General features: G+C 72.1%; 15 protein-coding genes. 6 read left to right on the plus strand and 9 right to left on the minus strand.

Features of this window, described 5'->3' with window-relative positions; all coding sequences use genetic code 11:
* The first annotated feature begins 4 nt into the window (after window positions 1–4).
* The 3 genes from ABEE00_RS21350 (at window position 5) to ABEE00_RS21360 (ending at window position 3,045) form a co-directional block, all read left to right on the plus strand.
* The gene (locus tag ABEE00_RS21350) at window positions 5–1,855 is read left to right on the plus strand and encodes a chloride channel protein (RefSeq protein ID WP_345747203.1); all 1,851 of its coding nucleotides are present in this window, start codon (window positions 5–7) and stop codon (window positions 1,853–1,855) included.
* A gap of 217 nt (window positions 1,856–2,072) precedes the next feature.
* Window positions 2,073–2,279 carry a hypothetical protein gene (locus ABEE00_RS21355; RefSeq protein WP_345747204.1) on the plus strand — a complete coding sequence of 69 codons (207 nt, stop codon included), beginning with the start codon at window positions 2,073–2,075 and terminating at the stop codon, window positions 2,277–2,279.
* Window positions 2,280–2,460: 181 nt separating this feature from the next.
* Window positions 2,461–3,045, plus strand: coding sequence for an Rv1733c family protein (locus ABEE00_RS21360; protein ID WP_345747205.1), 585 nt, complete (start codon window positions 2,461–2,463; stop codon window positions 3,043–3,045).
* Between the two features lie 106 nt (window positions 3,046–3,151).
* Here the strand turns inward: ABEE00_RS21360 and ABEE00_RS21365 are convergent, their stop codons facing one another.
* From ABEE00_RS21365 to ABEE00_RS21395, 7 genes are all read right to left on the minus strand, one after another.
* A complete protein-coding gene (locus ABEE00_RS21365) occupies window positions 3,152–3,955 on the minus strand; it encodes a GNAT family N-acetyltransferase (RefSeq protein WP_345747206.1) in 804 nt (267 codons plus the stop codon).
* Between the two features lie 184 nt (window positions 3,956–4,139).
* A complete protein-coding gene (locus tag ABEE00_RS21370) occupies window positions 4,140–4,820 on the minus strand; it encodes a winged helix-turn-helix domain-containing protein (RefSeq protein ID WP_345747207.1) in 681 nt (226 codons plus the stop codon).
* Window positions 4,821–5,001: 181 nt separating this feature from the next.
* A complete protein-coding gene (locus ABEE00_RS21375) occupies window positions 5,002–5,685 on the minus strand; it encodes a potassium-transporting ATPase subunit C (protein WP_345747208.1) in 684 nt (227 codons plus the stop codon).
* Between the two features lie 5 nt (window positions 5,686–5,690).
* Window positions 5,691–7,829, minus strand: coding sequence for a potassium-transporting ATPase subunit KdpB (gene kdpB, locus ABEE00_RS21380; protein ID WP_345747209.1), 2,139 nt, complete (start codon window positions 7,827–7,829; stop codon window positions 5,691–5,693).
* Window positions 7,826–9,490, minus strand: a complete 1,665-nt coding sequence (gene kdpA, locus ABEE00_RS21385; RefSeq protein ID WP_345747210.1) for a potassium-transporting ATPase subunit KdpA — start codon at window positions 9,488–9,490, stop codon at window positions 7,826–7,828. Before kdpA ends, kdpB (ABEE00_RS21380) begins: the two co-directional genes overlap by 4 nt.
* Before the next feature lie 7 nt (window positions 9,491–9,497).
* Complete coding sequence (gene kdpF / locus ABEE00_RS21390; protein WP_345747211.1) at window positions 9,498–9,587, minus strand: K(+)-transporting ATPase subunit F; 90 nt, start codon at window positions 9,585–9,587, stop codon at window positions 9,498–9,500.
* Between the two features lie 261 nt (window positions 9,588–9,848).
* Window positions 9,849–10,328, minus strand: coding sequence for a carboxymuconolactone decarboxylase family protein (locus ABEE00_RS21395; RefSeq protein ID WP_345747212.1), 480 nt, complete (start codon window positions 10,326–10,328; stop codon window positions 9,849–9,851).
* A 232-nt stretch (window positions 10,329–10,560) separates the two neighbouring features.
* Between ABEE00_RS21395 and ABEE00_RS21400 the strand changes: the two genes are divergently transcribed.
* Window positions 10,561–11,496 (plus strand): RNA polymerase sigma-70 factor, encoded by a 936-nt coding sequence (locus ABEE00_RS21400; protein ID WP_451918632.1) that lies wholly within the window; start codon window positions 10,561–10,563, stop codon window positions 11,494–11,496.
* Window positions 11,497–11,602: 106 nt separating this feature from the next.
* Here ABEE00_RS21400 and ABEE00_RS21405 read toward each other — a convergent pair whose 3' ends face one another.
* The gene (locus tag ABEE00_RS21405) at window positions 11,603–13,519 is read right to left on the minus strand and encodes an APC family permease (RefSeq protein WP_345747213.1); all 1,917 of its coding nucleotides are present in this window, start codon (window positions 13,517–13,519) and stop codon (window positions 11,603–11,605) included.
* Window positions 13,520–13,784: 265 nt separating this feature from the next.
* Window positions 13,785–13,874, minus strand: a complete 90-nt coding sequence (locus ABEE00_RS21410) for a K(+)-transporting ATPase subunit F (RefSeq protein ID WP_345747214.1) — start codon at window positions 13,872–13,874, stop codon at window positions 13,785–13,787.
* Between the two features lie 390 nt (window positions 13,875–14,264).
* Between ABEE00_RS21410 and kdpB (ABEE00_RS21415) the strand changes: the two genes are divergently transcribed.
* Both kdpB (ABEE00_RS21415) and ABEE00_RS21420 read left to right on the plus strand, forming a co-directional pair.
* The gene (gene kdpB, locus ABEE00_RS21415; RefSeq protein ID WP_345747215.1) at window positions 14,265–16,454 is read left to right on the plus strand and encodes a potassium-transporting ATPase subunit KdpB; all 2,190 of its coding nucleotides are present in this window, start codon (window positions 14,265–14,267) and stop codon (window positions 16,452–16,454) included.
* 184 nt (window positions 16,455–16,638) lie between these two features.
* On the plus strand, window positions 16,639–17,484 hold the full coding sequence (locus tag ABEE00_RS21420; protein ID WP_345747216.1) for an SDR family NAD(P)-dependent oxidoreductase: 846 nt from the start codon (window positions 16,639–16,641) through the stop codon (window positions 17,482–17,484).
* Window positions 17,485–17,488 lie beyond the last annotated feature (4 nt).

Consider the following 17,488-nt stretch of genomic DNA (forward strand, 5'->3'; position numbering starts at 1 on the left):
TCCCATGCCCCGTACGGAGCCCGCCAGTACCGCCGCACAACCCGCCGCCGACCCGCCGGACCGCGCACTGCCGCCCCGGCCAGGGCCGGGGAGACTGCTCGCCGGACTGCGCGAGGACTGGTGGGGCCTGGCCGTACTGGCGCTCCTCATCGGGGCCGGTGCCGGCCTCGGTTCGATCGCCTTCCGCTGGCTGATCGAGACCTGTACGCGGCTCTTCTCCGGGCACGCCGACTACGCGGGGGCCGGACACGCGCCGCACCCCCACCTGCCCTGGCTGGGCATCTCCTTCGTCGTCCTCGCACCCGTCGTCGGCGGACTGCTCTACGGCCCGCTGGTGGACCGCTTCGCCAAGGAGGCGCGCGGACACGGCGTACCCGAGGTGATGCTCGCGGTCGCCCAGCGCGGCGGGCGGATCAAGCCCAGCGTGTCCGTCGTCAAGGCGCTGGCCTCGGCGCTGTGCATCGGCTCGGGCGGTTCCGTGGGCCGCGAGGGGCCGATCGTGCAGATCGGTTCCGCGCTCGGCTCGTCCCTGGGCCGGGTGGCCAAGGTGGCCGAGGGACGCATGCGGCTGCTGGTGGCCTGCGGCGCGGCCGGCGGGATCGCCGCGACCTTCAACGCCCCGCTGGCCGGGGTGTTCTTCGCCATGGAGCTCATCCTCGACAGCTTCGCCGTCGAGGCGTTCGGCGCCGTGGTGCTCGCGAGCGTCGCCGCCAGCGTGATCGGCCGGGCCGCCTTCGGCGACACCGCCTTCCTCACCCTGCCGCCCTTCCACGTCGACCACCTCGTGCAGTACCCGCTGTTCGCGCTGCTCGGCATCGCCGCCGGCGCGCTCGGCGTCGGCTTCACCCGCGTCCTGTACTGGATCGAGGACGCCTGCGACTGGGCCTGGCGCGGCCCCGAATGGCTGCGCCCCGCCGCCGGCGGAATCCTGCTGGGGCTGCTGCTGCTCGCGCTGCCGCAGATGTACGGCGTCGGCTACCCCGTACTGGAGAAGGCCACCGAGGGCGACTACACCGCCCTCTTCCTCCTCCTGCTCATCGCGGGCAAGATCCTCGCGACCAGCCTGACGATCGGGATCGGCGGTTCGGGCGGCGTGTTCGCGCCGAGCCTGTTCATCGGCGCGATGCTGGGGGCCGCGTACGGGATCGGCACGCACGCGCTGCTGCCGGGCAGCGCCGGGGCGGCCGGTGCGTACGCGCTGGTCGGCATGGGTGCGGTCTTCGCCGGCTCGTCCCGCGCGCCGATCACGGCCGTGGTGATCCTCTTCGAGCTCACCGGGCAGTACTCGATCATCCTGCCCATGATGCTGGCGATCGTGACCGCCACCCTCACCAGCCGCCTGCTCTCCCGCGACACCATCTACACGCTCAAGCTGCGCCGCCGCGGCATCGACCTGCGCGCGCCCGCCCCTGCTTCCGCTTCCGCCGCGAAGCTCGGCGGCCGCACGGTGGGCGACACCATGGAGGAGCCGCCCGAACCCCTGCGCGCGCGGGCCCCGTTGGCCGAGGCCGCCCGGCGGCTGAGCCTGTCCCCGCACGGCGTGCTGCCCGTCCTGGACGCCGACGACCGCTACCTGGGCACGCTCACCTCCCGCACCGTGGCCCAGGCCCTCGCCGACGCCCCGGGCCCCGACGGCCAACCGCCCACGAGCGCGGGCGACTTGGCGGCCCCGCCCCCGCACGTCACCGCCGACATGCCCCTGTCGGGAGCCCTGCACGCGCTGGTCACCGCCCCCGGCGCCGGGGTTCCGGTACTCGACCACGACCGGGCGCGCATCGTCGGCTGGATCACCCACCGGGGCGTGCTGCACCTCCTGCACGCACCCCCGGTGCCCGCGACCGGAACAGCGGCATGACCCGACGCCCTGCCGCGGCCCGGGACGCTCTTCCGCATCCCTGGGCCGCACCCGCCGCAACAGCGCGCGGCACGACCTCAACACCAGGAAGCCCAGCCCGACCAGCGGGAAGACGAGCAGGACCAGGCCGAGGAGGCCGACGGCCGAGGTCCCTACGGCGCCCGCCTCGACTCCGCGTACGAGGGACTGCGCCTGGGTCGTGAGGGAGCGGACATCCGTGGCGAGGAACAGGGGGAGCTTCCACAGCCCGTACGCCAGGTTCACCACCACCAGCGGCACGACCACCAGGATCCACGTGGTCAGCATGGTGCGCGCGTTCCGCGTCAGCGTGACCGCCGCGCGCCGGGTCCTGCGGCCCGGCCTGTGCGGCAGCAGTTGCGCCACGGCCAGCGCGATCAGCACGAGGGCGACGAGCGTTGGGTGATGCGGCCACGCCAGGCACCGCGCGATTCCCCGTACGACCCGCGCGGGGACGAACGTACGGGTGCCTACGAGGCCCAACAGCCCCGCCGCTGCCCCGTACCGCCCCTCCGCGACGGCCGCCCGGCCCCTGCTGCCAGGCGCTTCGCGCGAGGAACTTGGAGAAGGGAGAAGGGAGGGGCCTCATGCGCGGGACCGGGTGGAGGTGGCGGTGGCGGCGGAGTCCGTTGCGGCGGCGCGTGGATGTGCGGGACGCCTGGCTGGGGCTGCTGATGGGGCTCGCCCTCGTACTCGGCGCTCCGGCGGCGGGCGCGGCCACGGGCCTCCTCGCGTACGAGGTACGGAACGGTACCCGGCACGTCGAGCTGCACGAACGCCACCGCGTGACCGGCGTACTGCTCGAGGACTCCCCCAAGTCCTCGCTGGGGCAGGGCGACGGGACGGTCGACGCCATGACGGCCCGCGCGCGGTGGAGGGGCGCCGACGGTCGGCCCCACACGGGCGACGTACAGGTCGCGCCCGACCACACCAAGGGCACCTCGGTACCGGTGTGGCTCACCCGCGAGGACCGCCCGGCGGCACCCCCGCTGTCGCCGCAGGACGTACGGGACGCCGCCATCACAGGCGGCCTGATCGGCACCACCGCGGCCGCGGTCCTGCTGTCGACGGTGCGCTGGGCACTGCGCCGTTCCCTCGATCGCGTAAGGCTGGAGGCGTGGGAACGGGAGTGGGCCGTGGTCGGTCCGCGGTGGGGGCATCGGCACATCTGACGCCGGGCCGCGAATCGCCGAAGCGGTCAGCAACGGCCCGCCGCACGCGCCCAGCGCACGGAGGACCACTCCGCGCACGTGACGTGCAACTGCGCCGCGGCCGGCCTCAGTCCGGCAGGCCGTAGAAGTGGATCGGGGTGTTCGGTACGAAGCCGATGCGCGGGTAGACCGGGGCTCCGGCGGCGGTCGCGTGCAGAGTCGCGCGGGTCAGGCCCGTGGCGTGGGCGCCCTCGTACAACGCCTTGCGCGTGACCGCCTCCGCGTACCCCCTGCGTTCCCACTCCGGGTCCGTGGCGACGAACATCGCGAACAGGCGGCCCACGGCCTCCACCGTCGCGGCGCAGGTCACCGGCGTACCGTCGTCCCGCACGCCCAGATAGGCATGCACCTGCCCGCCTTTCCACAGGGCGGAGCCCACGAGCCCGTCCCGGCCGTCCTCCAACGCGAACCCGTACGCGCGCGAGTTGATGTCCGCGAACGCCTGGAGCTGTTCGTCCGTGGTCACGCGCGCGAACGTCAGCTCGGGGTGGGAGGGTTCGGGCAGGGGCAGCAGGTCGCCCGCCATTCCGGCGCCGGAGAAGGCGTGGGCGAGCCCCGCCCGTTCGGCCGCCGGGCCCAGCGCGGCGCGGGCCTCCTCGTCGAGGAGGTCTTCGAAGAGCCAGAGGAACCCCGGGTACTTCTTCGCGCGCATGATGTCCGCCGCCTGATGCAGTCGCTGCTCCAGGAGCGCCGCGTCCGCGCCGTCCTCGGTCAGCGTGAGGCAGTTCCAGAAGGCGAACCGTACGTCGGCCCAGCGCATGGCGATCCCCGGAAGCTCCCGCACATCCGCGTCCGGGTCACGGTCGAGCACCATGGCCCGCCACGCCACGGCAAGCTGCTCCATCGACTCGACGGAATCCGCATGTCCCATAGCCGCACCCTCTCAACGGTCGGTGAGGCAGGCCCCGTTGCACCGATCACGCCTTATGCACACGCCCTGCCCCAGAGCCTCAGTTCCCAGGGCCACTGTCCCAGGCCCTGCGCACAGCGCCGCCGGATCCGGCCACGCGAGACGTACGCATGACGCCCGCGGTCCGCCGGTCACACCCCACCACTCACAACTCGAACCGATACCCCATCCCCGGCTCGGTGATCAGATGGCGGGGATGTGCGGGGTCCCGCTCCAGTTTGTGGCGGAGTTGGGCCATGTAGACGCGCAGGTAGTTGGTCTTGTCGTGGTGGCCGCTCCCCCACACCTCCTCCAGAAGCTGCTGCCTGCTGACCAGCAGTCCTGGGGTGCGCAGCAGGGCCTCCAGCACATGCCATTCGGTCGGGGTGAGGCGTACGGGGCGGCCGCCGCGGTGGATCTTGCGGGCGGCCAGGTCGACCGTGAACGCGTCGGTCGTGACCGTGGCCGGGCGCCCGGCCACCACGGGCGCGCAGCGCCGCATCGCGGCCCGCAGCCTGGCGAGGAGTTCGACCATGCTGAAGCTGCGGGCCAGGTGGTCGTCGGCGCCCGCGTCCAGCACCTCGGCCAGCTCCTCCGGCTCGTGGCGCGCGGAGATGGCGAGGAGCGGCGCGGGGGTGCGGCCGCGCAGGGCCCGCAGCAGGGCGAGTTCGTGTACGCCGCCGAGGCACAGGTCCAGCAGGACGGCGTCCGGGTCGCGCGCCGCCACGAGCCGCAGCGCCGCGTCCTCCTCGTGCGCCGTGTCGACCCCGTAGTTGCGGGAGGTCAGGCCCGCCTCCAGGGAGCGGACGAGCTGCGGTTCGTGCGCGACCACGAGCACGCGGGTCATCGGAACGCCTTCCTGCGGTGAGGGGTGCGGACGAGCCGGTACGGAGGGGGTACGCGGCTGAGGCGGGCCGGCGCCCGCGGGCTCCGGTGCGCGCGAAGGCGGCCCGCGACGTACGCACACCGGTGGACCGGAGCTCGCGCGCCGCGCCCCGGTCCGCCGTCGAGGAGCCCTGTCCGCACGGTCAGCCCCGGTCCCCTGCCCTGACCTCCCTGAGGGCCAGGTTGAGTTGGAGGACGTTGACCCGCGGCTCGCCCATGAAGCCCAGCAGCCGTCCGTCGGTGTGCCGCGCGATCAGCCTGTCCACCACGGCGGTGCTCAGGTGGTTGCGCTCGGCGACGCGGTGGGCCTGCAAGCGCGCGTACTGCGGGGAGATGTGCGGGTCGAGCCCCGACCCCGAGGAGGTGACGGCGTCGGGCGGCACGTCCTGCGGCCTGACCTTGTGGCCGGGCGTGGAGTTGTCCTCGATCACCGCGGCCTTGGCCTCCCTGACCGCCCTGATCAGCTCCCTGTTGTCGGCCGAGAGGTTGGTGGCTCCGGAGACCTGCAGGTCGTACCGGGTGTTGACGCCGTTCTCCCGGTTGCTGCCCAGGCCGTCCGACGGGCGCGGCTGGAACCACCGCAGGTCGGGTTCCGCCGTCTTCTGCCCCCTCTTCAGCGGCAGGTCGTAGCGCTGGCCGATGAGTTCGGAGCCGGCGCTCCTGCCGTCGGCCTTGATCTCGGAACCGTTCGCCTGATGGGAGAAGAGGCCCTGGGCGACGCCGGTGACCAGCAGCGGGTAGAGGACCCCGGTCAGCACGGTGAGGACGAGGATGGCCCGGAAGCCGGCGCCCAGCAGCCGGGCGGCGTTGGCCATGGATGTGTTCATGAGGGTCACCCGATGCCAGGGACGAGGGACAGGAGCAGGTCGATGAGCTTGATGCCGAGGAACGGCGCGATCAGCCCGCCGAATCCGTACAGCCCGAGATTCCGGCGCAGCATCTTGTCGGCGCTCAGCGGCCGGTAGCGCACCCCGCGCAGGGCGAGCGGCACCAGGGCCACGATGATCAGCGCGTTGAAGATGACGGCCGCGAGGATCGCGGACTGCGGCGAGGCCAGGTGCATGATGTTGAGCTTGTCCAGCCCCGGGTAGGCCACCGCGAACATCGCCGGGATGATCGCGAAGTACTTCGCCACGTCATTGGCGATGGAGAAGGTCGTCAACGCGCCGCGGGTGATGAGCAGTTGCTTGCCGATCTCCACGATCTCGATCAGCTTGGTGGGGTTGGAGTCCAGGTCCACCATGTTCCCGGCCTCCTTGGCGGCCGAGGTCCCGGTGTTCATCGCGACACCCACATCCGCCTGCGCGAGGGCCGGGGCGTCGTTGGTGCCGTCGCCGGTCATGGCCACGAGCTTTCCGCCCGCCTGTTCGCTGCGGATGAGGGCCATCTTGTCCTCGGGCGTGGCCTCGGCGAGGAAGTCGTCCACGCCCGCCTCATCGGCGATGGCGCGCGCCGTCAGCGGGTTGTCGCCGGTGATCATCACGGTCTTGATGCCCATCTTGCGCAGCTCGGCGAAGCGTTCGCGCATGCCCTCCTTGACCACGTCCTTGAGGTGGATGACGCCCAGGACGCGGGCTCCCCGGTCGTCCTCGCGGGCCACCAGCAACGGCGTACCGCCCGCCTCGGAGATCGCGTTGGCCAGCCCGTCGGCGTCCTCGGCGACCTCGCCGCCCTGCTCCCGCACCCAGGTGATCACCGAACCGGCCGCGCCCTTGCGGACCTTGACCCCGTCCACGTCCACACCGGACATGCGGGTCTGCGCGGTGAAGGGCACCCACTCGGCGCCCTCCAGCTCGCCCTCGTTCCGCTCCCGGAGGCCGTACTCCTCCTTGGCCAGGACGACGACGGACCGCCCCTCGGGGGTCTCGTCGGCCAGGGAGGAGAGCTGCGCGGCGTCCGCGACCTCGGCGGCCGTGACACCTCGTACGGACACGAACTCGGCGGCCTGGCGGTTGCCCAGCGTGATCGTGCCGGTCTTGTCCAGCAGGAGCGTGGACACATCGCCCGCCGCTTCCACCGCGCGGCCGGACATCGCGAGCACGTTGCGCTGCACGAGGCGGTCCATGCCCGCGATGCCGATCGCGGACAGCAGGGCGCCGATGGTGGTCGGAATGAGGCAGACCAGCAGGGCCACCAGCACGACCATCGTCTGGCGGGCGCCCGCGTACACCGCGAAGGGCTGGAGCGTGACGACCGCCATCAGGAAGATGATGGTGAGCGAGGCGAGCAGGATGTTCAGCGCCACCTCGTTGGGCGTCTTCTGGCGCGCTGCACCCTCCACCAGGCCGATCATGCGGTCGATGAAGGTCTCGCCCGGCCTGGTCGTGATCCGCACGACGATCCGGTCAGAGAGGACCTTGGTGCCGCCGGTCACCGCCGAGCGGTCACCGCCCGACTCCCGGATCACCGGCGCCGATTCGCCCGTGATCGCCGACTCGTCCACCGAGGCCACGCCCTCGACGACGTCGCCGTCGCCGGGGATGACATCGCCGGCCTCGCAGACCACCAGATCTCCGATGGACAACTCGGTGCCGGGTACGCGGTGTTCCTCGCCGTCCACCAGCTTGCGGGCCACGCTGTCGGTCTTCGCCTTGCGCAGCGTGTCCGCCTGCGCCTTCCCACGGCCCTCCGCGACGGCCTCCGCCAGGTTGGCGAACAGCACCGTCAGCCACAGCCACGCGGTGATCACCCAGCCGAACCAGTCGCCCGGGTCGGCGCAGGCGAAGGCCGTGGTGAGGACGGAGCCGATCTCGACCACGAACATGACCGGCGACTTCGCCATGGTGCGCGGATGCAGCTTGCGGAACGCGTCCGGCAGGGACTGGAGCAACTGGCGGGGTTGGAAGATCCCCGCGCCGACGCGTCCCTCGGGGTGGTTGCCGCTCGGTGCGTCCTGGTGGGGCGCCCGGGTCGGAGTGACGGTGGACATGGCGCCCTCGTGTTCCTCGTGTTTCCGTGTGTCGGTGGTCATGAGGCCAGCCCCTCGGCGAGCGGCCCCAGCGCGAGCGCGGGGAAGAACGTCAGCCCGGTGATGATCACGATCGTGCCGACGAGCATCCCGGCGAACAGCGGTTTCTCCGTACGCAGCGTGCCCGCGGTCGCGGGGACCGGCTTCTGCTCGGCGAGGGAACCGGCCAGCGCGAGCAGGAACACCATGGGCAGGAAGCGGCCCAGCAGCATGGCGAGCCCGATCGTGGTGTTGAACCACTGGGTGTCGGCGTTGAGTCCGGCGAAGGCGGAGCCGTTGTTGTTGGAGCCCGAGGTATAGGCGTACAGCACCTCGGAGAAACCGTGCGCGCCGGAGTTGGTCATCGAGTGGGCCGGTGTGGGCAGCGCCATGGCGGCCGCGGTGAAGCACAGCACCAGCGCGGGGGTGATGAGGATGTAGCAGGCCGCGAGCTTGATCTCGCGGGTGCCGATCTTCTTGCCCAGGTACTCGGGCGTGCGGCCCACCATCAGGCCCGCGATGAACACCGCGATGATCGCCATCACCAGCATCCCGTACAGGCCCGAGCCCACGCCGCCCGGCGCGATCTCGCCGAGCATCATGCCGAGCAGGGTGATGCCGCCGCCCAGCCCCGTATAGGAGGAGTGGAAGGAGTCCACCGCGCCGGTCGAGGTGAGGGTGGTGGACACCGCGAAGATCGAGGAGGCGCCGACGCCGAAGCGGGTCTCCTTGCCTTCCATCGAGCCGCCCGCGAGCTCCAGCGCGGGCCCGTGGTGGGCGAATTCGGTGGCCCACATCAGCAGGACGAAGCCCAGCCAGATGGTGACCATCGTGGCGAGGATCGCGTAGCCCTGCTTCACGCTGCCGACCAGTACGCCGAAGGTGCGGGTCAGCGAGAAGGGAATGAGCAGGATCAGGAAGATCTCGAAGAGGTTGGTGAAGGCGTTCGGGTTCTCGAAGGGGTGGGCCGAGTTGGCGTTGAAGTAACCGCCGCCGTTGGTGCCCAGCTCCTTGATGACCTCCTGCGAGGCCACGGCGCCGCCGTTGGTCTGCTGCGTGCCGCCCATGAACCGCCCGACCTCGTGGATGCCGGCGAAGTTCTGGAGGGCGCCGCAGGCCACCAGGACGATCGCGCCGATCACCGCGATGGGCAGGAGGATGCGGAAGGTGCCGCGCACCAGGTCGGCCCAGAAGTTGCCCAGTTCGCCGGAGCGCGAGCGCGCGAAGCCCCGTACGAGGGCGATGGCGACGGCCATGCCGACGGCGGCGGACACGAAGTTCTGCACCGCCAGGCCGGCCGTCTGCACGACGTGGCCCATGGCCTGTTCGCCGGAGTACGACTGCCAGTTGGTGTTGGAGACGAAGGAGGCGGCGGTGTTGAACGCCTGGTCCGGGTCGATGGAGGAGAAGCCCAGCGACCCGGGCAGGCTGCCCTGCAGGCGCTGCATCGCGTACAGCAGCAGCACGCAGGCGAAGGAGAAGGCGAGCACCCCGCGCAGGTAGGCGGGCCAGCGCATCTGCGCGTCGGGGTCGGCGCCGACGGCCTTGTAGATCCACTTCTCGGCGCGCAGGTGTCTGGCCGAGCCGTACACCCGCGCCATGTAGTCGCCGAGGGGACGGTGGCACAGCGCCAGGGCTCCGATCAGGGCGAGGAGTTGCAGGACCCCGGCAAGGAACGGACTCATGTCGGGATCAGAACCTCTCGGGGAACACGAGGGCGGCGATCAGGTACCCCAGCAGGGCCAGGGCCACCACGAGGCCGATGACGTTCTCGGCGGTCACAGCTTCGTGACCCCCTTGGCGACGAGAGCCACCAGCGCGAACACGGCGATGGTGGCGACGACGAAGGCCAGATCGGCCATCGCGAACCCCCGGGAGACGTAGGTCGGTTGACTCCTTGAGGAAACAGCCGGCCGACGCTCCCGAACGCGCCCTTGATACGTCCCTGATGCCCCGGGGTGCGGCCTTGACGACTCCCTGACGTCCGTTGCGTCCGTTGCGCCCTTCGGCCACAGCACCCGGTCGCCGGCCCCCGTGTGCCGGTCAGTTCGTCGCCGCGGCGAACATCCCGGGCTCGTACGCGCCCCCGAGGTTGTGCACGATCACGTTCATCCTGGTGGCCGCGTTGACGAGGGCGACCAGGCAGACCAGCGCGCCGACCTGGTCGTCGTCGAAGTGCTCGCGCACCCGCGCCCAGGTCTCGTCGGACACGCCGTGGTCGCCGAGCCTGGTGCCCTCCTCGGTGAGCGCCAGCGCGGCGCGCTCCGCCTCGGTGAACACGGTGGTGTGCCGCCAGGCGGCCACCAGGTGGAGGCGGAGCGCGGATTCGCCGGCGGCCGCGGCCTCCTTGGTGTGCGCGTCGACGCAGAGGCCGCAGCCGTTGAGCTGGCCGACCCGCAGCGAGACCAGTTCCTGCACGGACTTCGGCAGCGCCGAACCCTCCAGCGCCAGCGAGGTGTTGTAGAAGCGCTTGGCGACCTTCGCGGCGGTCGGGCTCTCGAAGAGGTTGAACCGAGGTTCCATGACGTCGTCCTCACTCGTGATTCGTGTATGTCGCGCGGCTCGCGAGGGTGAGTGCTGCGTGCAGCCGCGCCGGACGAACACAAGATGCCGACGGGCCGCTCCGTGTGACGGCACGGCGATGTGGCGTGCGTCACCACCGTCGGTGTCACAAAGCGGCCGTACGCGGCGTCCGTTGTACGGCGCGGTACGGGACGTACGAGGCGCCGTACGGGCGAGCGGACAGGAGCCGACGATGGACGACCGCACCACGGGCGAGGGGACGAGCGAGGGGAAGGGCGACGTCATGGACGGCGTCACCCGGGCGTTCGTCGCCCACCGCAACCTGCTGTTCAGCGTCGCCTACGAGATGCTCGGCTCGGCCGCCGACGCCGAGGACGTGCTGCAGGAGACCTGGCTGCGGTGGGCTCGCGTGGACCCCGGCACCGTGCGTGACCAGCGCGCCTACCTGGTCAGGATCACCACGCGGCAGGCGCTGACGCAGCTTCGCGCGCTCGGCCGGCGCAGGGAGTCCTACGTCGGCCCCTGGCTGCCCGAACCGCTGTTGACCGCGCCCGACGTGGCCGAGGACGTCGAGCTGGCGGACAGCGTCTCGATGGCGATGCTGCTGGTGCTGGAGACCCTTGCGCCGGCCGAGCGCGCTGTGTTCGTGCTGCGCGAGGTGTTCGCGCTCGGGTACGACGAGATCGCCGAGGCCGTCGGCAAGAGCCCGGCCGCCGCGCGGCAGATCGCGCACCGGGCGCGGGCCCATGTCGCGGCCCGGCGGCCGCGGATCGCCGCCTCGGCCGCCGAGACGCGGCAAGCCGTCGCGGCCTTTCAACGGGCGGTCGAGACGGGGGATGTGCAGCGGCTCCTCGAGATCCTCGCGCCGGATGTCGTGCTGCTGACGGATGGGGGCGGGGTTGTACGGGCTGCGCTGAAGCCTGTTGTGGGGGCTGCTCAGGTGGTCGGTGTGCTGGGGCGGATCGGGGATGTGATGGCGGTGGAGGCTGCGCAGGTGAACGGGGGGCCGGCGTTGATTCTTCGGGTGGGTGGGGAGGTCGATGCGGTGTTGGCTGTGCGGGTCGAGGGTGGGGTTGTCACGGGGCTCTATGCGGTGCGGAATCCGGCGAAGCTTGCGGGGGTGAAGCGGCGGGGTGTGTGGGGCGGGGTGCGGGGTGCAGTGTCGTGAACGACCGCTGCGAGCGCATGCGTTGGGTGCGGGGTGGGGTGGGCCTCGCGGCTGGCGGTTCCGGTGTGCCCGCCCGTTCCGCCCCTAGCGGAACGCACGCCCACACCTAGGTGGGCGGGAGGGGGAGGCGGAAGCGGCAGATTGCGGCAGATGTGTCTCGGCGTACTGCGTGGGCCACCAAGGCGCCGCGCTGGTTCTGCAAGATGCGTTGCCATACCCGGGGCGGGTCGATCTCGGGGATCAGGACTGTCACGCGTACGCCGGGGTCGGCCGCCGCCAGTTCGCGTACGTGGGCCGCTACGGTCCTGCCCAACGCGCGGTGGCCGGCAGGGATGCGGGTGAGGGGGACGCCCGGGTTCCACAGGGCCCAGTCCCGTTCCAGTGCCTCGGTCCGCGTACGGTCCTCGGCGTCCGGCGGGCAGACGGTCACCGCGCGCACCTCGCCGCCCAGCGAGGCGGCGGCCGTCAGCGCCTCGCTGGTGAGCCGCGAGAGCGCGGCGACGGGCACGATGACCAGGGAGCGCTCGCGGCGCGGGAGTTCGGGTATCCGGCCCAGGCCGAGGCCCTCGCCGATGCGCGTGTAGGCGCGGCGCACGGTCTCGAAGACGAGCACGATCACCGGCAGCGCGATGACGATCAGCCAGGCGCCGTCGTGGAACTTGGTGGCCGTCACCACGATCGCCGCCACACCGGTGAGCACGGCTCCCAGCCCGTTCAGCGCCGCCTTGCCGCGCCACTTGGGTCCGCGTACCCCGTACCAGTGCACGACCATGCCGGCCTGCGCGAGCGTGAAGCCGACGAAGACGCCGATGGCGAAGAGCGGCACCAGCGTGTTGGTGTCGCCGCCGGAGAAGACCAGCAGCGCCGCCGAGACGGCGGCCAGGGCCAGGACGCCGTGCCGGTGCACCTGGCGGTCGGCCTTGAGGGCGAAGACGTGCGGCAGGCAGTTGTCCCCGGCCAGCAGCTTGAGCAGGACCGGGAGCCCGCCGAACGAGGTGTTCGCGGAGAGCGCCAGCAGCACCATGGTCGCGAACTGGACCACGTAGAAGCCCAGTCCGTGCCCGAGGGAGGCATCCGCGAGCTGCGCGAGGACGGTGACGCCCTCCACCGGCTGGAGGCCGAAGCGGGAGATCAGCACGGCGAGCCCGGTCAGCATCACGGCCAGTACGGCGCCGAGCGCGACCTCGGCGCGCTGCGCGCGGCGGGCACGCGGTGCGCGGAAGGCGGGCACCGCGTTCGCGATCGCCTCGACCCCGGTGAGCGCCGAGCATCCCGAGGCGAAGGCCCTGAGCAGCAGCAGGGCGCCCACGGTCGTGGCGTTTCCGGCGAGTACGGAGGCGTGCCCCGCGGCGGCCTCGGTGCTGGCAGGGCCGTCCCGCAGCAGCCCCGCCACGATCAGCGCGAGGATCGAGGCGACGAAGACGGCGGTGGGGAGGACGAAGAGCCGCGCCGAGTCGGCGATGCCGCGCAGGTTCACGCCGGTGATCAGCACGAGCACCGCGAGGCAGAGCCACAGCCGCTGCCCGTACAGCTCGGGGACGGCGGAGGTCAGCGCGGCGACTCCGGCGGTGACCGCCACGGCCACGTTGAGCACGTAGTCCAGCACCAGGGATGCGGCGGCCACCAGGCTCGTACGGCGGCCGAGGTGCGCCTTGGCGACGGCGTAACTGCCGCCGCCGTCCGGGAAGGCGGCGATGACCTGGCGGTACGAGGCGACCAGCACGGCCAGCAGCGCGGCGATCGCGAGCGTGACGGGCAGCGTGAAGCCGAGCCCGCGCGCCCCGGCGGCGGCCAGCACCAGCACGATCGCCTCGGGCCCGTACGCGACGGAGGCCATCGCGTCGAGCGAGAGCGCGGCGAGCCCGGTGAGGGCGGTGAGGCGGTGGCGGTCGCCGGGGTCCGGGGTGCCGGGGGCGTCGGGCCGCGTGGCGCCGGGTTCGCGGGTGCCGGACTCCCGGGAATCGGGCGGTTCTCCGGCCCCGGAGGCGGAGTCGGTGGCGGCCCGGGTGGTCGGAACGGACATGGAACGGGACTCCTTCGCGGTGCCTTCCGCACCGGGAACGGATGTGGTGCGGCAGCCACACGTTGCGCCAGTCCCTCGCCCTTCCCGTACGGCCCTTGCGCCTTCTTCGCGCGGAGCGGGGCGTTCTTCACGCGACGCTGATGCCCGGCCCGACGCACGGACCTGTTGCGTGCGCCGTCGACGGCCGCACCACCACGCGAAGGGCCCGGAGCCAGCCGTGCTGTCTCCGGGCCCTTCGCGTGCGGTGTACCGCTCCCGGCGGCGCTCAGAACTTCTCGGGGTAGCGGCGGGCCAGTACGAGGTAGCCGATCAGGCAGGCGGCGATGACGATCCCGACGATGCGCTCGACGGTCATGTGCGGTCAGCTCCCTCAGGCAGCGACGACGAGACGGTGGCGGTGAAGGCGGTGGCGACGGCGGTGAGGAGGCATCGCGCCACCGCCTTCCCGCTCAATCTGCCGCCGCTTGCGGCCGTGTACCGCCGACGGCACCCACTTCTGACGCCTCCCTGACGCGGAACGCCGGATCGCTGACGCGGCGTTGGCGCGGGGGCCGGCGCCTCCGTACGCCCGCTCGTCACGGTGCCCCGAAGCCGCCACGCCAAGGAACTGTCAGAGCCGCGACAGAGCCGCGTTGAGGCGGCCGCCTGGCGGAGCGCGGCGGCGGAAGCTTGCGTCACATTCCGCTCCCCGCCGCCCGCCGCCCCGACGTCCCGCGGCGGAGCCGGCCCTCCAGAAGGTCTGCTGATGCTCACCCAAGCCCCAGGCGCCTCCCCACGCGACCCCCGTACCGGCTCCCCGGCCACCGGCCGGCCTGCCACCGACCGACGTGCCGGCGGCAAACCGCCCCGCGGCAGTCACCGGCGCCGCGCACCGGGAGGCTTCTTCGACCCCGTACAGCTCGTACGGTCCTTCCCCGAGGCGCTGCACAAGCTGCGGCCGCGGGCGCTGGTGCGCACCCCCGTGCTGTTCGTGGTGGCGGTGGGAGCGGCGCTCACGACGCTCTCGGCGCTCCTGCACCCGACCGTGTTCACCTGGGTGGTCGGCGTGTGGCTGTGGCTGACGGTGATCTTCGCCAACCTCGCGGAGGCGGTCGCCGAGGGGCGCGGGCGCGCTCAGGCCGAGTCGCTGCGCCGCACGCGCAAGGGCACCGTCGCGCGGCGCCTGAAGCACTGGCACGTGGGGACCGAGCCGCGCACCGCCGAGACCGAGCGCGCCCGGGCAGCCGAACTCCAGCCGTTCGACGTGGTGCTGGTCGGCCCCGGCGAGGTGATCCCCGCGGACGGCGAGGTCGTGGACGGCGTGGCGGCGGTGGACGAGTCGGCCGTCACCGGCGAATCGGCGCCCGTCGTCCGCGAGTCGGGCGACGACCGCAGCGGCGTGGTCGGCGGTACGACGGTGCTCTCCGACCACCTCGTGGTGCGGGTGACCTCGCGCCCCGGCGGCAGCTTCCTGGACCGGATGATCGCGCTGGTGGAGGGCGCGGCCCGGCAGAAGACCCCGAACGAGATCGCCCTGAACATCCTGCTCGCCGCGCTCACTCTCGTCTTCGTGCTGGTGGTCGTGAGCGTGCAGCCCTTCGCTGAGTACGCGGGCGCGCCGCAGTCCACCACCGTGCTGGTCGCCCTGCTGGTGACGCTGATCCCCACGACCATCGGCGCGTTGCTCTCGGCGATCGGCATCGCGGGCATGGACCGCCTCGTGCAGCGCAACGTGATCGCGCTGTCGGGCCGTGCGGTGGAGGCTGCGGGCAACGTCGACACCCTGCTGCTCGACAAGACCGGCACCATCACCCTCGGCAACCGCCTCGCCTCCGCCTTCGTACCGCTGCCCGGCGTCGGCGAACTGCCCCTCGCCGACGCCGCGCAGCTCGCCTCGCTGTCCGACGAGACCCCCGAGGGCCGGTCCGTGGTGGTGCTGGCCAAGGAGCGCTTCGGGCTGCGCGAGCCGGCGCCCGGGGAGCTGGAGCACGCGCAGTTCGTGGAGTTCAGCGCCCGTACGCGGATGAGCGGGGTGAACCTGCGCTGGAGCGACGGCAGCGGGATCCAGGTGCGCAAGGGTGCGGCGGCGCAGGTGATCGCCTGGGTGGAGGACCGGCACGGCCGCGTACCGCCCGAGGCACGGCTGTACGCGAACGCCGTCGCCGCGTCGGGCGGCACTCCCCTGCTGGTGGCGGTGCACGACGCCGAGGGGCCGCGCGCGCTGGGTCTCGTGCACCTCAAGGACGTGGTCAAGGAGGGCATCGCCGAACGCTTCGCCGAGCTGCGGGCGATGGGCATCCGCACCGTGATGATCACCGGTGACAACCCGCTGACGGCGAAGGCCATCGCGGAGGAGGCGGGCGTGGACGACTTCCTCGCCGAGGCCACCCCCGAGGACAAACTCGCCCTGCTCCAGCGGGAACAGGCGGGCGGAAGGCTGGTGGCCATGACGGGCGACGGTACGAACGACGCCCCGGCCCTCGCCCAGGCCGACGTCGGCGTCGCGATGAACACCGGCACCTCGGCCGCCAAGGAGGCCGGGAACATGGTGGACCTCGACTCCAACCCCACCAAGCTCATCGAGATCGTGGAGATCGGCAAGCAACTCCTGATCACGCGCGGCGCGTTGACGACCTTCTCCATCACCAACGACGTGGCGAAGTACTTCGCGATCATCCCGGCGATGTTCGCCGGCGCCTATCCGGGCCTGCGCTCCCTGAACGTGATGGGCCTGCACAGCCCCACGTCGGCGATCACCTCAGCGATCATCTTCAACGCGCTGATCATCGTGTGCCTGATCCCGCTCGCCCTGCGCGGCGTGCGCTACGCGCCCTCGTCGGCGCACGCCCTCCTGCGCCGCAACCTCGCCGTCTTCGGCCTGGGCGGACTGGTCCTCCCCTTCCTCGGCATCAAGCTCATCGACCTGGTGGTGAGCGGGGTGCCGGGGTTGGGGTGAGCCGCCGTTCCTGCAAGGCCGTCAGGGCCGCGCCAAGGTGCCGTCAGGGGCCCGGCAAGAACGGCCCGCGCGTCTTGGCTCCGGCGCGCACGCAGCGTACGAAACGTACAGGGCATATGACGCGCACCAGACGTACGCGGCGTCTCTCCCGTATCACTCCACCACCGGAACACCGGAAGGAATCATGTCCACTTCGCCCCTGTCCGCCGCCCCGTCCCCCTCCCCCGCCTCGCTCTCGGGCCGCACCGTGCTGGTGACCGGCGCCACCACCGGCATCGGGTACCAGACCGCGCGCCAACTCGCCCAGCGCGGCGCCACGGTGCTGGTGCACGGCCGCACCCCCGAGGACGCGCGGGCCGCCGTCTCCACGCTCAGGAGCGGCCCTGACGGCATCCAGGGCGAGCGGCTGTGCGCGTTCTCCGCCGACTTCACCCGGTTCGAGGAGGTGGAGCTGCTGGCACACCGCGTACGGACCGAACACCCGCACCTGGACGTGCTGGTGAACAACGCGGCGATGGCCGCGCCGGAGCGGCACACCGTGACCGACGACGGCAACGAGGTGACCTTCCAGGTCAACTTCCTCGCCCACTACCTGCTCACCTGCCTGCTGGAGGAGGCCCTGACCAGCGAACCGGGCGGGCGCGTCGTCAACGTCTCCTCCTCGCTGCACCGCACCGCCTCGATCCAGTGGGACGACCCGAACCGCGCGCGCCGCTACTCGCGCATCGCCTCGTACGCCCAGTCCCAGCTCGCCCTCACGGTCTTCGCAGCCGACCCGCGGGTGACCGCCGTCTCGGTGCACCCGGGCGTGTGCGACACCGCGCTGCTGCCGCTGTACGCGCACCGGGGCAGCACCCCCGCGCAGGGCGCCGCGCATGTGGCACGGCTGTGCGACCCGGCCACCGAGATCGTCAACGGCGCCTACTACGAGTGCGACCGCTGCGTGGAGCCGGCGCAGGGCGCAACGGCGGCGCGCATGGTCAAGCGCCTCACGAAACTCGCCGACACCCTCGTGGCACCCGCAGCCTGAACCG

Origin of the sequence: Streptomyces odontomachicola, from assembly GCF_039605595.1 — a bacterium.
Lineage (GTDB): Bacteria > Actinomycetota > Actinomycetes > Streptomycetales > Streptomycetaceae > Streptomyces.

Excerpts from the sequence above, each read along its gene's own strand:
- ABEE00_RS21410 (WP_345747214.1), bottom strand. The coding sequence starts at position 13,874 with ATGACCGTCGAGCGCATCGTCGGGATCGTCATCGCCGCCTGCCTGATC.
- ABEE00_RS21375 (WP_345747208.1), bottom strand. The coding sequence starts at position 5,685 with ATGAACACATCCATGGCCAACGCCGCCCGGCTGCTGGGCGCCGGCTTC.
- kdpB (WP_345747209.1), bottom strand. The coding sequence starts at position 7,829 with ATGACCACCGACACACGGAAACACGAGGAACACGAGGGCGCCATGTCC.
- kdpB (WP_345747215.1), top strand. The coding sequence starts at position 14,265 with ATGCTCACCCAAGCCCCAGGCGCCTCCCCACGCGACCCCCGTACCGGC.
- kdpA (WP_345747210.1), bottom strand. The coding sequence starts at position 9,490 with ATGAGTCCGTTCCTTGCCGGGGTCCTGCAACTCCTCGCCCTGATCGGA.
- ABEE00_RS21405 (WP_345747213.1), bottom strand. The coding sequence starts at position 13,519 with ATGTCCGTTCCGACCACCCGGGCCGCCACCGACTCCGCCTCCGGGGCC.
- ABEE00_RS21420 (WP_345747216.1), top strand. The coding sequence starts at position 16,639 with ATGTCCACTTCGCCCCTGTCCGCCGCCCCGTCCCCCTCCCCCGCCTCG.
- ABEE00_RS21395 (WP_345747212.1), bottom strand. The coding sequence starts at position 10,328 with ATGGAACCTCGGTTCAACCTCTTCGAGAGCCCGACCGCCGCGAAGGTC.
- ABEE00_RS21365 (WP_345747206.1), bottom strand. The coding sequence starts at position 3,955 with ATGGGACATGCGGATTCCGTCGAGTCGATGGAGCAGCTTGCCGTGGCG.
- ABEE00_RS21400 (WP_451918632.1), top strand. The coding sequence starts at position 10,561 with ATGGACGACCGCACCACGGGCGAGGGGACGAGCGAGGGGAAGGGCGAC.
- ABEE00_RS21370 (WP_345747207.1), bottom strand. The coding sequence starts at position 4,820 with ATGACCCGCGTGCTCGTGGTCGCGCACGAACCGCAGCTCGTCCGCTCC.
- ABEE00_RS21350 (WP_345747203.1), top strand. The coding sequence starts at position 5 with ATGCCCCGTACGGAGCCCGCCAGTACCGCCGCACAACCCGCCGCCGAC.
- ABEE00_RS21360 (WP_345747205.1), top strand. The coding sequence starts at position 2,461 with ATGCGCGGGACCGGGTGGAGGTGGCGGTGGCGGCGGAGTCCGTTGCGG.